Genomic DNA, 13,361 nt, shown 5'->3' with positions numbered 1-13,361 from the left:
CCATGCCCCGCCCAGTGCTCAGCGCCGCGTGCCTGTGGCTCTGGCCGTGTGGAAGAGGCCCGCGCATATCAGGACACCGCCGAGCACCATGAGAACGACTCCCACCTTGGTGAGGCTGACGACCGGTGTGTCCACCCCTCCGGCGAACAATCTCAATGCCAAGCCGACGAGGAGGGTAACGGCTCCTTCAGCCAGGTTCTTGGTCGCAGGGCTCATTGGCGCACGTCTCCCGTCGGTCAGGCCCGGTCGCTCGTGGCACGGTCCCGGGTCCGGTCTCAGCGTAGGAAGGGCCGGTCGGCGTCTCGTCAGCCCGAGGAACCAACCCCACTGCACCGTTCGTTGCAGACCGACTCGGACCTCCCCCCGTTGCCCACCGCATGAACGGGACGCCGCCATGGCCACGATGGCGCCCCGCCTGCTCGGATCGGGCCCATGAGTGGCACGCTCATCGACGACACACTCAGGGACGAACTGGCGGACGCGGCTTGTTCAGCCGGGGAACGGGGAATCATGGACAGGTTCGAGACGGGAAGCCTGGGGCTCATGCCCGGGCAGAAGGTCCGAGCCAGGGTCCTCAGCCATCATCCGTGGGGCGTGCTCGTCGAGATCGACGGTCACGAGAACGCCGGCTTCTCGGCCTCCATCGACATGATCGCGCAGTTCTCCCGTACGACGAGCAGTCACGACGAACTGCTCGCCCTCTTCCCGCCCATCGGCGCGGAAGTCGACGCGGTCATCGAGCGGATCCGCCGCTGGCACCCACCGGTATCGGTACGGCTCAGCATCCGCCCCGCCGACCTGGAATCACTGGTCCGGCCCTGCGGCTTCTGCGGCGACGGGGTCACGCTGAGCCCGGGAGGAGACGGCCTCGTCCTGGACTCACGGAGCAACGACGGTCCGGGGAGTCACACGATCATCTCCCACCGGCACTGCCTGGCCGAGCGTCTTCACCCGCAGAATTCCGGGGAACGCGCGCGGGCGTTGCAGATCGGACGCAAGGACTGATGGTTCGGCACTCGCGACCGTCGGGAACGCGGCCCGGCGCATCGGCCGGTCCTGCTGGCGCATCGCCGCCGGTGGCCCCGCGCTCAATCGTCGTGCCGAGCTGGACAAGGGCGTGCGACGCACCTGGCGGTGCACACCATCGCCCATCCGAGCGAACGCCCAGGTAGCGGTGGCTCCTAGGCTTCCGTCATGCGGTGCAGCGATGTCACGCGGGCGGACGGCACGTGGGTGGGGCTGTCCCTCGACGTACGGGGGCGTCCCCGGCCGGGGTTGTGCGTGTCCAGCGCGGGGCGTCGTCTGCTCCTCTCCCAGGAGTCGCGGCCCGTGCTGCTCGCCGTCGTGGACGAGCACTTGGGCGGCGTCGATTACTGGCGCACAGACGGGTACCGCTCCTTCGTCCCGCCGCTCCGCGCCGACACGGGGCGTGCCCTGGCGGGGAGCCCGGAGCGGTGGGCGCACCGTTTCGCCCGGTACGTCCTCGACTCGCCGGACAGCCCGGTGCACGAGGGCCGCTGGCTGCTCACGTCCGACAGCCCGCTCCCGCGCTGGCGTCACGCCGACACATCGCACGCCGAGTACTGGGGCTCGATGCTCGTCGAGGGGCATCCGGACGGGTACATCGACTGGTTCCTGCACTCGGGTTCGTGGGAGATCCTGCCGCTCCGGCCGATGCCCGACGCCGACGACGGCCGGGTGAAGGCGTACCGGAAGCAGGCCCGTGAAGGGACGCTCCCACCTGTGCTGCTGTGGTGGGTCAGCGGCCTGGACTGCCACCTGATCCTGGACGGTCACGCGCGGCTCGCCGCGGCGATCGCCGAGTCCGTGGAGCCCCCGCTGCTGCAGTTGCACCGCACGATGCCGCGTGACGAGCTGGCCGGGCGTGTCGATGACGCCGTGAGCCTGTACGAGTCCGAACTGGCGCGCTTGGCCCGGCTGCGCGCCGTCCACGGCCCCACCGTCCCGGACGGCGCGGCGATCGCCGGCCCGCAGCTCGCCCGCAGCCTCCACGATCTGGAGACCGCGCAACAGCCCACGTGGGCCTGGCCGCTGCCGGGTGGGGAGGCCGAGTGGCACCGTGTCGCCCGCGAGGTGACGGCCGGCCGGAACTGGCCGGCCGCCTGAGTCGCGGCGGTCTCACATGCGGGATCTCAAGATGTCGACCTCGCAGCCCGGTGCGAACGGGTCGAAGCCGTGCTCGGACCGCCAGCGGATCCGCAGCGACCACCACGGGCGGACCACGTCGAGGTCGACACCGCCGCCGTAGCCACCTGCTCGGGCGTGAGAGGGCCGGAGTGCCCGAGCCACGCGCGGCCCGCACGCCACGGCCCGGCCGACTGTCTCTTCAGTCCAGGTCGGACATGTCGAGCACGAATCGGTAGCGGACGTCCTTTCGCCGGAGACGGTCGAGCGCCGTGCCCACCTGTGACGACGGGAGTATCTCGATGTCGGCGGCGACGCTGCTGTCGGCGCAGAACTGGAGCATCTCGGCTGTCGCCAGGCGTCCTCCGCTCCCCGCGGAACTGAGCTTCTTGCGGCCGATGAGCAGGTCCGTGACCTCGACGGTGACGGGGCCCAAGTACCCGAGGAGGCTGAGAGTGCCGTCCATCGCCACCAGCTTCAGATACGGGGCCAGGTCGTGAGAGGCGGAAATGGTGTCGATGACGACGTCGAAGGTGTCGCGTGCCGTGGCCATCTGCCGGCTGTCAGTGGAGTCGATGAAGTCGTGAGCGCCGAGCCTGCGGGCGTCGTCGCGCTTGTCGCGGGTGCGGCTGATGACGGTCGTGGTGGCGCCGAGTGCCACGGCCATCTTGACCGCGAGGTGGCCCAGGCCGCCGAGCCCGGCCACGGCGACGCGACTGCCGGGGCCCACGCCGAGGGAGCGCAGAGGTTCCCAGACGGTGACGCCGGCGCACATCAGCGAGGCGGCGGCGGCCGGGTCGAGGCCGGAGGGGAGCGGGTAGGCGAAGGTGTCGCGCACGACGTACTCGCGGGAGTAGCCGCCCAGGGTGGTCGACCCGTCCTGCCGGTCGGTGCCGCCGTAGGTCAGGGTCGGGAAGGAGTGGCAGAAATTCTCCTGTCCGGCTTCGCACATGGCGCACGCGCCGCAGGAGTCGACGATATTGCCCACCGCGACGCGGTCACCGACCGAGAAGGTGGTCACCTCGGGGCCGGCCTCGATCACCACACCGGTGAATTCGTGACCGGGCACCAGGGGCGCTTTCGTGTGCCGGCCGTAGGCGTGCAGGGCGTGCAGATCGCTGTGGCACACGCCGCAGTAGTCGACCTGCACCGCGATGTCGTCCGGGCGCAGGTCACGGCGCTCCAGCGACGTGCGCCGCAGCCCCGTCGGGCCGGCCGCCCGCCATCCGGTGGTCGTTCGCACACCCACTCCTCAAACAGACTGTTCGGTCTATCGAAGACTAGACACAGCCGCACCTCAAGGCAAACCGACTGTTCTGTTCGGTAGGCTGCGGGCATGCCGGAACAGCCCCAGACCTCGCGAGGCGCCGCGACCTACCGGCGCATCCTGGACGCGGCCACCGAAGAGTTCGCCCAGCACGGCATCGCCGGGGCGCGCATCGCACGCATCGTGACGGCAGCGCGCACGAACAAGGCACAGCTCTACGGCTACTTCGGCGACAAAGAACGACTCTTCGATGCGATCTTCCTCGGCTCGCTGGAACGCATCACCAACGTCGTGCCCATCGACGCCGACGATCTCGCGGAGTGGGCCGTCCGCCTCTACGACGAGTACCTGCGCCGCCCCGACCTCATCCGGCTGGCGACCTGGGCACGACTGGAGCGCCGGCCCGCCGGGCACCTCGTCGAGACCCACCAGCACTACGACGACCGCAAGCTCGCGGCCATCGCCGAGGCCCAGGCCGCCGGGCGGGTCCGCGCAGGTGACCCGTTCGACATCATGGCCATGGTCATCGCCATGTCCATGGCCTGGTCACCGGTCAGCAACGTGTACGCGGCCAGCAGTCAAGAACCCGATGCCGTACATGACCAGCGCCGCGCCCTCCTCCGCGTCTGCGTCCAGAGCGCCACAGCGACCGGCGGAGGCGGCGCATCACCCTCATGACTGCCATGAACACCCCTGGTGACGCTCACGCGGCTGTTCATGTCCGGACCGGCAGATCGGCGTCTTCGCTCGCGGAGTCTCAGGTCTCGGCGATGAGTTGATCGACGACGTGTCGCGCCGCCGCCGCGTCGCCCCCTCCGGAGCGCAGCGCACCGGCCCACGTGGTCAGGGCTTTCCAGAGCGCCCAGCCGCGTCCCCGCGCCCACAGCGCCGGGTCCGCCGACAGGCCGTCGCGGAGCGCAGTGCGGCTCTCTCCCGACAGCAGGGTCCACGCGATCGTCAGGTCGCAGGCGGGGTCCCCGACGCCGCACGTGCCGAAATCGATGACGGCGGTCAACTCCCCGTCCCGCACCAGGAGGTTGCCCGGCGCCACGTCGCCGTGGAACCAGACCGGCCGGCCGTCCCAGGGCGCCCGCACCGCGCACCGCCAGACCTCGGCGACGGCATCGGCGCGCACCCGCCCGGCCAGTGCCCCGAGCGCCCGCCGCACCTCGCCGTCGTAGGTGAGGAGCGGCCCGCCCCTGAACCAGTTGTGCTGCCCCGGCGCCGGACCGCCGACCGGGTCGACGCGCCGAAGAGCGGCCAGGAACGCGGCGAGTGAGCCGGCGAACCGGACGGGATCGGCGATGTTCTCCCTGCTCGCGGGCTCACCGCTCAGCCACCGGTACACCGACCACGCGTGGGGATAGCCCTCACCGGGCGCGCCCTTGGCCAGGGGAACGGGGATGCGCAACGGCAGGCGTCGGGCGAGGACGGGCAGCCACCGGTGTTCCTTGTCGACGGCCTCCGCGTACGCCGCCGCGCTGGGCAGCCGCACCGACATGTCGCTCCCGAGGCGGAACGTCCGGTTGTCCCAGCCCTCTTCGGCGACGGGCCGCACCGGCAGGCCGGCCCACCGCGGGGACTGGGCGGAGACCAACCGCCGTACCAGCGCGGCGTCCGCGGGGAAACGCTCGGGAACGGGGTCCACGTTCGGCGTCCCGCTCATCTCTTCTGCCACGGCACGCAGTCTGGCAGCCCGTTCTCACGCGGTCACCGGTGCCGCGGGAGCGGGAGGGCTCAGCAGGGCGTTCCGCCCGGGCCGCCGAAGAAGGCGTAGGTGCCCCAGTCGTAGGACGATGAGTTGTTGGTGATCTCGATCGAATAGCAGGAACCGGTGACCGAGCCCGAATCGGCCAGGTTGGCGTAGACGGCTCCGCCGCTCGCCGGGTTGACCGCCACGGCGCGCTGGTAGGCGGCCCTGCCGAAGCCGGCCGAGGCGTGCTGGCCCGAGCCCATGGGCGGCCACAGGGCGAGGCCGGACGCCGCCTCGCCGCCGAACTTGGCCCGGGTGGCTCCGTTGGTCAGGGGGCCACCGTTGAACCAGGAGACGGGGATGCAGCCGATCGGCTGGTCGTCGAAGTAGAACCACCACCGCTGGTCAGTGAGGTAGAAGCCCATCTTGTACTCGATCTGGGTGCCGCCGGACTGGGAGGCCAGCAGCTTGGCACCCGGCTTCACATACGGGTTGGCGACGGGCTGGAAGACGCCGTGGTCCAGGTTGTAGAAGGAGTCGCCGTCCTCGTAGTTGTCCCGGGTCGCGAAGACGAACAGGTGAGGGGCGGTGTCGCCGTAGAGCGTGTGGTCCACGTGCCAGCCGCACTCCACGGTCTGCAGGAGCGTGCCGCCGTGGCCCGCGCTGTACCACTGCTGGCTGAACGTGCCCTGGAAGGTGGGCACGATGAACGGACTCCAGACGTTGACCCTGCTCGATCCGCCCAGGCAATCCAGGTCCTGCTCACCGGTCGCGTACCGTCTCGGCAGGTTGTCCATGCGGGCGGTCGAGGCGAATCCCGGAGGACCGGCGGGCCAGTCCTTCGCCGAGAACGTCGCCAGGTTCGGGAAGCGGCACAGCGTCGACAGGGTGGTGCGGTACAGGGACGTGGTGCCGGCGGGCAGCGGACGTGCCGCTTCCCCGCTCGGCGGCCGGGTGCCGGCGATGCCGCGCGAGCGGGGGTCGGGGGGCGTCGGCCCGTCGGGTTCGGGGACCTGTGGCGGGCCTTCGGCCGGTGCGGCGGCGAGGGATCCCCAGCGCCGGGCCGCCGGGTGGGTCTCCTCCGGTACGCAGTCGGCGACCTGGCCGTCGGCCTCGACGTAGCTGTCCACGGCGTCGACGTCCCGGTAGCGGTCCAGGAGGTACGCCTTCATCTCGTCGAAGGCGTCGGCGCTCTCGACGGCGGCGCCGGGCAGGTGGCGGGCTTCTTCATAGGTGGCCGACGCGACGGACGCGAGAAAGGCGTCGAACGGCTGAGGGGAGATTTCACCCGGCATGAGAGACCTCTTTCGCTCGTGCACGGGGCCGATGCCGGGCCGACCGTGGCTGAACAAGCAGTCCGTGGCGCGGAAGCCGTCAGGCATCGCGGACTGCTCCGGGAGAGGGCCTGCGGCGGCAATATCACCATGTCGCCGCACCTTTCCCGGGCGGGAACCACGCGGTCCGCGCTGCAGGCGGTCAGCGAACGCTCCATTCGAATGCCGCCCCGCGGACCGGCCCGACCTCATTTGTCGGCGGTGCAGAATTGATTCGCCATTGTTCCGCCCATTTCACGGAGTCGCGCGGAGAATCCACGGCGGTGACATTTCTGCGTCCAGAATGGCACAACCGTCTCGCGCCGCAAGTCGAGCCTTTCACGGCGGCCCGGTGGGGAACGGCTCGGTGCCGCTTCCGGAACCTTCGCGCCGCCGGGTGTCGGACCCTCCGGGCATGCTGGCGGTATGGGGATGCTGGGGAGCCGGCCGCTGCGCGATCGGCATGAAGTGGAGGCGGTGCTGCGTGACGGCGCCGAGCGCATCGGGGCCGCCGCTCCGGGACTGCGGTACCGGGTCGTCGGCACGGCGGCGGCGTGTCTGCAGGGCGTCGACGTGCCGGTGGGCGACATCGACGTCCTGGTCCGCAGACGCCAGGACGTGGATGCCGTCGCCGAGGCGCTGGCGGACGTGCCGCGCGTGAGCGCGCCGCGATGGATCGGCGTCTCCCGGCAGTACTTCGCCTGCCACCTCCTGGACGGTGTCCGCTTCGAGGTCAGCACGGCGGAGGTGCCGTGCGACGAGGACGGGTGGGAAGCCCAGGGTCCCGGCCCCTGGCGGCACCGTGTCGCCGTGGACGGCGACGGTCGGTCCGTGGACTGTGTGCGCCTGGAGCTGCGGCTGACCACGGAGTTCGTCCGCGACCGCCCCGACCGTTACCGGCCGCTCCTGGCCCACCTCGGCACGCACGGTGCCGATCTCGGGCTCCTGCGGCGGAGCATGGCCGCGCGCCGGGTGCCGGAGAGGTTCACGCCACTCATACGAGGGCTTCCGGCGATGCGCACGCGGCCGGGGGCGGTCATGCCGCCGGAGCCGCTCCGGCGAAGGCCGTGAGGATCGTGTCGATGTGCGCGTCCGTGTGGACGGCCTGCGGTGTCACCCGGATCAGTGCCGCGCCCTCCGGGACCGCAGGCGGCACCACCGCGTTCGTGAACACCCCCGCGTCGAACAGCCGTTGCCACAGCAGAGCGCACCGCACCGATTCACCGACCCGGACCGGTATCACGGGCGTGCGGGCCGTGCCCGTGTCGTACCCGAGCGCCCGCAGGCCGTCGTGCAGCCGCGCCGTGTGCGCGAGGACGCGGGCGCGCCGCTCCGGCTCGGACCGGACGATTCCCAGCGCCGCCAGGGCCGCGCCCGCCGCGGCCGGTGGCAGCGCGGCGGCGAACAGCAGTGACCGCGCGTGGTACTTGAGGTATTCGACGACGTGCGCCGGGCCGGCCAGCACCCCGCCCGTCGAGCCGAAGCACTTGGAGAACGTCCCCGTGAACAGGTCCACCTCGGCCAGCAGTCCGAAGTGCTCGGCGACGCCGCGCCCGCCCGCGCCGAGCAGCCCGATGTCGTGCGCGCCGTCCACCACGACGCGGGCGCCGTGACGGCGGGCGATGGCGGTGATCTCCGGCAGCCGGCACAGGTCGCCCTCCATCGAGAACAGCCCGTCCGTGACGACGAGCTTCCCCACGGCCGGGCCGGCGGCGGCGAGGAGGCGTTCCAGGTGGGCCATGTCGGCGTGGCGGTAGCGGCGGTGGGCGGCGAGGCCGAGGCGCGCGGCGTCGTGGAGGGAGGCGTGGTTCGCGGCGTCGCCGATCACGACGTCACCCCGGTCGAGGAGGGCGGCGAGCGCCAGGTTCGTCTGGAACCCGGTGGTCGCCACGACGGCCGCCTCCCGGCCGAGGAACGCGGCCATGCCGTGCTCCAACTCCTCGTGCAGGGCCAGCGTGCCGTTGAAGGCGCGCGAGCCGGAGCAGGACGTCCCGTACCGGCGCACCGCGTCCGCCGCCGCGGCCCGGACGCGCGGGTCGGAGGCGAGGCCCAGGTAGTCGTTGCAGCCGGCCATGACGAGGCGGCGGCCGTCCACGACGGTCTCCCCCGCGTGCGCCGACGGCGTCGCCGCGCGGTAGTACGGCCGGACCCCGGCGGCGGCGAGGGGGCCGTACGCGGCGAGGCGGCCGGACCGTTTGGCGAAGATGTCGGCCCCCCGGCCGCTCACGGCCGGCGGTCCGCGAGGGCGAGCGTCATCAGCGGCAGCATCCGCCCCGGGATGGAGCCGGACGGCGTGACGCCGATGCGTGACGCGCCCATCGCCCGGTAGAACGGCACCGCGTGCGGGTCGGCGTCGAAGGTGAGGCTGGTGTGCCCGGCCCGTCCGGCGGCGACCGCCGTGTGCTCGAACAGGCGCCTGCCGACGCCCTGCCCGATGCACTCGGGCTCGACGAACATCATCCTCAGCCGCCCGTCGGGAGGCTCCCCCACGAACGTCGAGAACCCGATGACGCGGCCGTCGCGCTCGGCCACCGCCGTGGTCGCGATCTCCTCGGCCGTGACGGTCAGTTCGTCGCGGCAGGCGGCCATGAACGCCGCGTCGTATCCCCAGTGGGCCTTCGACCGGAGCGCCAGCTCACCGAGACACCCGGCCTCGTCCGCCCTCGCCGCCCTGATGAGCACGTGCGTCCCCTTCGTTCGTCGTGCTGTCGTGGAGGACGGCGTACGCCGCCCCGCCGGTTTCACCCCCGGGGCGCCAGGCCCCCGCCGGCGCCCGGCGTCACGAGCCCCGTCTCGTACGCCACGACGACCGCCTGCGCGCGGCTGCCGAGGCCCAGTTTCGTCATCGTCCGGTTGAGGTGCGTCTTGACGGTCGCCTCGCTGATGCGCAGCCGGTCGGCGATCTCCTGGTTCGCGAGGCCGCGCGCCGTCAGCCGCAGGACCTCGACCTCGCGGGTGGTCAGGGCGGTCAGCCCGTCCGGCGTGTGCGCGGCCGGGCGGACGCGCTGCGCGAACGTCTCGACCAGGCGGCGCGTCACGCTCGGCGCGAACAGCGTGTCGCCGCCCGCGACGGCCGCGACGGCGGCCAGCAGCCGTTCGGGTCCCGCGTCCTTCAGGAGGAATCCGGACGCGCCGGCGCGCAGCGCGCCGTATACGTACTCGTCGAGGTCGAACGTCGTCAGGACCAGGACGCGCGGCGCCGGCTCGTCCGCCTCCGCGAGAATGCGGCGGATCGCGGTGATGCCGGTCATGCCCGGCATGCGGATGTCCATGAGGACGACGTCCGGCCGGGTCGCGCGCGCCCGCTCGACGGCCTCCTCGCCGTCCGCCGCCTCCCCGACGACCTCGACGCCGGGCGCCGCGCGCAGCAGCGCCACCAGGCCGACACGGATGAGGAACTGGTCGTCGACGACGAGGACGCGCGTCGCCGTCACCCGTCGTCCTCCGCCGGGGGCGTGGCGCGGGCGGAGGTGGGCAGGGACAGGCGCACCGCGAATCCTCCTTCGTCCCGCGGGCCGATGCTGATCGTTCCGCCGTAGAGCTTGGCGCGCTCGCGCATTCCGATCAAGCCGTGCCCCCGGGGGCGCCGGGCGGGCGGGGCGTGGCGGGGCCGGCGCCGTCGTCCGTGACGGTGAGGGTGAGGCGGTGGGGCTCGTAGCGCAGTTCGACGGTGGCGCGGGCGTGGCGGGCGTGCTTGATGACGTTGGTCAGGGCCTCCTGGGCGACGCGGTAGGCGCACAGCTCGACGCCGGGCGCGAGCGGCCGCGGCTCGCCCTCGACGCCGAGCCGGACGCGGACGCCCGCGGCCCGTACGCGTTCGACGGTCTCGGCGAGCCGGGCCAGGCCCGGCATGGGCGGGGACGGGTCGCCGCCGGCCGTGCCCGTGTCCCGCGACTCGTCGGTGCGCAGGACGTGGAGCATGCGGCGCAGTTCGTCCAGGGCCTCGCTGCTGGTGGCCTCGATGGTGTCGATCGCGGTGCGCGCGGTGGGGAGGTCGGTGCTCAGGACGAACCGCGCGAGGCCCGCCTGCACGGATACGACGGACAGGTGGTGCGCGACGACGTCGTGCAGTTCGCGGGCGATGCGGTCGCGTTCCTCGGCGACCTCGCGGCGGGCGCGGTCGGCCTGCTCGGCGCGCAGGCGGCGCGCCAGTTCGGCGGAACGGCGCGCGGTGATGCCGAAGCGCCACAGGACGGCGGGGAACACGACGGCCTGGCCGACGACCGACGGCGGCGAGTCCGTACCGCTGACGGCGCCCGCGTACAGCCACGTCACGCCCAGGAGCGCGGCGCAGGCGATCGATACGCGGGTGGTGCGCAGGGCGGCGACGGTGTAGGTGGCGAGCATTGGGCCGAAGGTGCTGACGACCGGCCAGTAGCCGAGGCCGATGTAGACGGCCCAGGCAGCGTGGATGAACAGGCAGACGGAGACGGGGTATCTGCTGCGGAGGATGACGGAGAAGTTGGCCAGGGCGACCAGTGCGTAGGCGGGGGCGTCGAGTTCTGGCTGTCCCTGACTCGGTGACTCGTGGCCGAGCAGGACCGCGACGGCGGTCAGCGCGCCCGCGATCAGCGCATCGACGGCAAACGGGCGGATACGCACCGGCGCAGCGTAACCCCGCCGCGCGGCCGGGTCGTCAAACGGCGGCGGTAGGGGCGTACGTACCGCGGAAGTTGTAGGCAAGGGCGGCTTACCGCGTGGGTGGTGCTGCGAAGTCAGCCCAGCATGGGACGACGGGGGCCGCGCGCGGGCCGTAACGTCGGTGACGGCACCACGGCGAGGTGGGACCCCGTTCCCCGTCGCCGCGCCGCCCGCGGTACGGACTGGGAGCAGCGGTGTTTCCGAGGGGGAACGCACCGCGGGCGGCGCCACAAGCACGGCCCGGCCGCCACGGGGGCCGCCGGGCCGCGCCCCGCCCCGCCCCGATGCCGGCTCAACGGCCGCAGAACCGCTGGGGCATCCGGTCGAACCACTCCTGCGCGACGGGAACGATGAGGCGGCTCAGCTCCTCACTGAAATTCTCGTCGTCCCTGTTCTGCAAGCTGATGAGAAGTTCGACGCCCTCGATATCGATCTCGGACGAGGCACAATCGGTATGGGCGATGACGTCTTGCTGCCACAACCGTACGGGGAAGGGAGCACTTTCCATCTCTCTGGCCTCATTCACATCCAAATTGCCGAAAGCCTCGGGAATGGCAGTGTCTACACCTCGGCCTGTCTCCTGGAGAGGGCGTGCCTGGATCAGCAGGATGGGAAGTTGGTCTACCGCTACATAGCAACTACCGGATGGCAGCGTAACTCCCGGTTCCGCCCCCATCGCCTCGTCAGCAGTACGCACTGTGCCGCCGGGTGGCATGAGAGGGTCATAGAGATCTTGGTCATCAGTCAGGCCGCAGAGGCTCTCCGGGAGCGCGTACTCGCGCTCTTCGTCCTGACCTGATTCCGATGTACAGGACGATGCGAGGACCAAGGGAACCATCAGCGTCGTGATCAAGAATCGCCCTCTCGCAGGCAACAGACCCTCCTTGTCAGTCACTGGGATTTCTCCGATTCTCCTTGATCGCGATGCCGTCGATGAACGAACCGTTGACGCTAAACAGTTCAAGAATTGGCCCTGCGAGCCATGGCGTCATTAATGGACAGGAGACTCTCTGCCCGGTTGGCGGCACTCATGGCGGCATATGCATCCGGGGCGTTACTGACCTGCCACGGGGGCCGCCGGGCCGCGGCCCTCGTGCCAGCTCAACGGCCGCAGAACCGCTCGGGCATCCGGTCGAACCACTCCCGCGCGACGGGAACGATGAGGCGGCTCAGCTCCTCGCTGTAATCCTCGTCGTCGTCCCGGTGCCTGAGGCTGACGAGAAGCTCAACGCTTTCGGTGCCGGACTCGGAAGAAGCGCAGTCGGTGTGCGCCATGGCATCCTGCGACCAAACCCTTGCGGCCAGCGGGCTACCGGCCACTTCTTCGGCATCATCCGGATCGAGCCAGCCGTATCCTTCGGCGAACGCAGCACCGAATTGCTGACCGGAGTCCTCCGTCTCCTCCGCTTGGATCAGTATGACGGTCTCCGCGTCGACAATCACCGAACAGTGCCCGAACGGCAGCCTGCTGCCCTGCTCTTCCCCCTGGGACCTGTCGTCGGTCTTCACTTCTTCCCCAGGTGGGAGTAGCGGCTCATACAGACCCTGGTCGATCTCCAGCCCACAGAGCGTGTCGGGGGAGGGCGTACTCGCGCTGCTGCTCTTCCCGAGGGCTGGACGTGCATGCCACACACATGAGCAAGGGCGCCACGATCGCCGCGACCGAGCACCGGAGAAGCCGCGATGACGGCGATACGTCTGCGGCGCGCTGGCGGGTCACGGCACACATGAGGAGTAGCGGTCGGGCAAGAGATCGAACCACGCCTGCGCGACAGGATTGATGAGCCGAGCGAGTTCCTCGCTGAAGTCCTCATCGGCCTGAAATTCCGCGTTGATCAGCACGTCGATGCCATATACCTCATAATCCCCGTCTCGGGAAGGCGGAGCACAGTCCGTGTGGGCGATAGCCGCGTGGGGCCATACTTTCGAGACGATTGGACTGTCAGTCACCTCTTCCGCAGCTTCAGGATCCAGGTCTTCGGTCAAAAAACCTCCAAGTTCCTGCTCGACCTGCCGAACAGGGGCAACCTGAATGACCAAAATATACTCATGATCCACACTCAACGAGCAACTGCCCTCGATCCAGGTTGTCCCCTCCGCCCCAATAGCGACAGAGCTGTCATCGACCCACACTTCCTCACCCGGGGGAAAGAAGGGCGCGTAGAGGTCTTGGTCATCTATGAGGCCGCAGAGCGTGTCGGGAAGGGCGTACTCCCGCTGCTGTGTGCCGTCAGATACGCAAGCGGCGCACAAGAATGCGGGCGCAGTAAGCATCGCGGCGAGACGTAGCACTTTCACCTGA

Annotated in this window: 16 protein-coding genes and 1 pseudogene; 4 read left to right on the top strand and 13 right to left on the bottom strand. The window is 70.7% G+C overall.

The genetic code is table 11. From position 1 onward, the window contains the following. Positions 1–18: 18 nt before the first annotated feature. Positions 19–216 (bottom strand): DUF5708 family protein, encoded by a 198-nt coding sequence (locus EMA09_RS29120; protein WP_129843059.1) that lies wholly within the window; start codon positions 214–216, stop codon positions 19–21. 216 nt (positions 217–432) lie between these two features. Between EMA09_RS29120 and EMA09_RS24050 the strand changes: the two genes are divergently transcribed. Further along, on the top strand, positions 433–1,005 hold the full coding sequence (locus EMA09_RS24050; protein WP_240796538.1) for a hypothetical protein: 573 nt from the start codon (positions 433–435) through the stop codon (positions 1,003–1,005). A gap of 189 nt (positions 1,006–1,194) precedes the next feature. After that, on the top strand, positions 1,195–2,127 hold the full coding sequence (locus EMA09_RS24045) for a hypothetical protein (protein WP_129843058.1): 933 nt from the start codon (positions 1,195–1,197) through the stop codon (positions 2,125–2,127). A 12-nt stretch (positions 2,128–2,139) separates the two neighbouring features. Here EMA09_RS24045 and EMA09_RS24040 read toward each other — a convergent pair. Both EMA09_RS24040 and EMA09_RS24035 read right to left on the bottom strand, forming a co-directional pair. Beyond that, positions 2,140–2,271, bottom strand: a pseudogene (locus EMA09_RS24040) (aminoglycoside phosphotransferase family protein); the annotation flags it as partial. A 76-nt stretch (positions 2,272–2,347) separates the two neighbouring features. Next, the gene (locus tag EMA09_RS24035; RefSeq protein WP_129843057.1) at positions 2,348–3,388 is read right to left on the bottom strand and encodes an NAD(P)-dependent alcohol dehydrogenase; all 1,041 of its coding nucleotides are present in this window, start codon (positions 3,386–3,388) and stop codon (positions 2,348–2,350) included. A 93-nt stretch (positions 3,389–3,481) separates the two neighbouring features. On the opposite strand from EMA09_RS24035, the gene EMA09_RS24030 reads away from it, so the two are divergent. After that, the gene (locus tag EMA09_RS24030) at positions 3,482–4,090 is read left to right on the top strand and encodes a TetR/AcrR family transcriptional regulator (RefSeq protein ID WP_129843056.1); all 609 of its coding nucleotides are present in this window, start codon (positions 3,482–3,484) and stop codon (positions 4,088–4,090) included. 79 nt (positions 4,091–4,169) lie between these two features. On the opposite strand, the gene EMA09_RS24025 is transcribed toward EMA09_RS24030, so the two are convergent. Together EMA09_RS24025 and EMA09_RS24020 are read right to left on the bottom strand one after the other, a co-directional pair. Next, positions 4,170–5,078: an aminoglycoside phosphotransferase family protein gene (locus EMA09_RS24025; protein WP_129844222.1), complete on the bottom strand. Its 909-nt coding sequence runs from the start codon at positions 5,076–5,078 to the stop codon at positions 4,170–4,172. Positions 5,079–5,149: 71 nt separating this feature from the next. Then, positions 5,150–6,400, bottom strand: a complete 1,251-nt coding sequence (locus EMA09_RS24020; protein ID WP_129843055.1) for a neprosin family prolyl endopeptidase — start codon at positions 6,398–6,400, stop codon at positions 5,150–5,152. A 444-nt stretch (positions 6,401–6,844) separates the two neighbouring features. On the opposite strand from EMA09_RS24020, the gene EMA09_RS24015 reads away from it, so the two are divergent. After that, positions 6,845–7,489 carry a hypothetical protein gene (locus EMA09_RS24015; protein ID WP_129843054.1) on the top strand — a complete coding sequence of 215 codons (645 nt, stop codon included), beginning with the start codon at positions 6,845–6,847 and terminating at the stop codon, positions 7,487–7,489. On the opposite strand, the gene EMA09_RS24010 is transcribed toward EMA09_RS24015, so the two are convergent. The 8 genes from EMA09_RS24010 to EMA09_RS23980 form a co-directional block, all read right to left on the bottom strand. Continuing rightward, positions 7,455–8,645, bottom strand: coding sequence for a pyridoxal phosphate-dependent aminotransferase family protein (locus EMA09_RS24010; protein WP_240796537.1), 1,191 nt, complete (start codon positions 8,643–8,645; stop codon positions 7,455–7,457). The genes EMA09_RS24015 and EMA09_RS24010 overlap by 35 nt on opposite strands. Then, positions 8,642–9,100 carry a GNAT family N-acetyltransferase gene (locus EMA09_RS24005; RefSeq protein WP_206305995.1) on the bottom strand — a complete coding sequence of 153 codons (459 nt, stop codon included), beginning with the start codon at positions 9,098–9,100 and terminating at the stop codon, positions 8,642–8,644. Before EMA09_RS24005 ends, EMA09_RS24010 begins: the two co-directional genes overlap by 4 nt. A 59-nt stretch (positions 9,101–9,159) precedes the next feature. Continuing rightward, the gene (locus EMA09_RS24000) at positions 9,160–9,852 is read right to left on the bottom strand and encodes a response regulator transcription factor (protein ID WP_129843053.1); all 693 of its coding nucleotides are present in this window, start codon (positions 9,850–9,852) and stop codon (positions 9,160–9,162) included. Beyond that, complete coding sequence (locus EMA09_RS29340) at positions 9,849–9,977, bottom strand: hypothetical protein (protein ID WP_276324200.1); 129 nt, start codon at positions 9,975–9,977, stop codon at positions 9,849–9,851. The genes EMA09_RS24000 and EMA09_RS29340 overlap by 4 nt, the downstream gene beginning before the upstream one ends. Positions 9,978–9,982: 5 nt before the next feature. Further along, positions 9,983–11,020 (bottom strand): histidine kinase, encoded by a 1,038-nt coding sequence (locus tag EMA09_RS23995; protein ID WP_240796536.1) that lies wholly within the window; start codon positions 11,018–11,020, stop codon positions 9,983–9,985. A gap of 331 nt (positions 11,021–11,351) precedes the next feature. Continuing rightward, a complete protein-coding gene (locus EMA09_RS23990) occupies positions 11,352–11,954 on the bottom strand; it encodes a hypothetical protein (RefSeq protein WP_129843052.1) in 603 nt (200 codons plus the stop codon). A 206-nt stretch (positions 11,955–12,160) separates the two neighbouring features. After that, positions 12,161–12,568 carry a hypothetical protein gene (locus EMA09_RS23985; RefSeq protein ID WP_129843051.1) on the bottom strand — a complete coding sequence of 136 codons (408 nt, stop codon included), beginning with the start codon at positions 12,566–12,568 and terminating at the stop codon, positions 12,161–12,163. A 207-nt stretch (positions 12,569–12,775) separates the two neighbouring features. Continuing rightward, positions 12,776–13,357 (bottom strand): hypothetical protein, encoded by a 582-nt coding sequence (locus EMA09_RS23980; protein ID WP_129843050.1) that lies wholly within the window; start codon positions 13,355–13,357, stop codon positions 12,776–12,778. Between the last annotated feature and the right edge of the window lie 4 nt (positions 13,358–13,361).

Source organism: Streptomyces sp. RFCAC02, assembly GCF_004193175.1.
Classification (GTDB): Bacteria; Actinomycetota; Actinomycetes; order Streptomycetales; family Streptomycetaceae; genus Streptomyces.
Note: the sequence above shows the minus strand (reverse complement) of the source record. Positions and strands in the feature narration are given on the sequence as shown.

Coding starts and splice junctions, on each gene's coding strand:
- EMA09_RS24050 (WP_240796538.1), top strand. CDS start 433: ATGAGTGGCACGCTCATCGACGACACACTCAGGGACGAACTGGCGGAC.
- EMA09_RS24030 (WP_129843056.1), top strand. CDS start 3,482: ATGCCGGAACAGCCCCAGACCTCGCGAGGCGCCGCGACCTACCGGCGC.
- EMA09_RS29340 (WP_276324200.1), bottom strand. CDS start 9,977: ATGCGCGAGCGCGCCAAGCTCTACGGCGGAACGATCAGCATCGGCCCG.
- EMA09_RS29120 (WP_129843059.1), bottom strand. CDS start 216: ATGAGCCCTGCGACCAAGAACCTGGCTGAAGGAGCCGTTACCCTCCTC.
- EMA09_RS24045 (WP_129843058.1), top strand. CDS start 1,195: ATGCGGTGCAGCGATGTCACGCGGGCGGACGGCACGTGGGTGGGGCTG.
- EMA09_RS24015 (WP_129843054.1), top strand. CDS start 6,845: ATGGGGATGCTGGGGAGCCGGCCGCTGCGCGATCGGCATGAAGTGGAG.
- EMA09_RS24025 (WP_129844222.1), bottom strand. CDS start 5,078: ATGAGCGGGACGCCGAACGTGGACCCCGTTCCCGAGCGTTTCCCCGCG.
- EMA09_RS24020 (WP_129843055.1), bottom strand. CDS start 6,400: ATGCCGGGTGAAATCTCCCCTCAGCCGTTCGACGCCTTTCTCGCGTCC.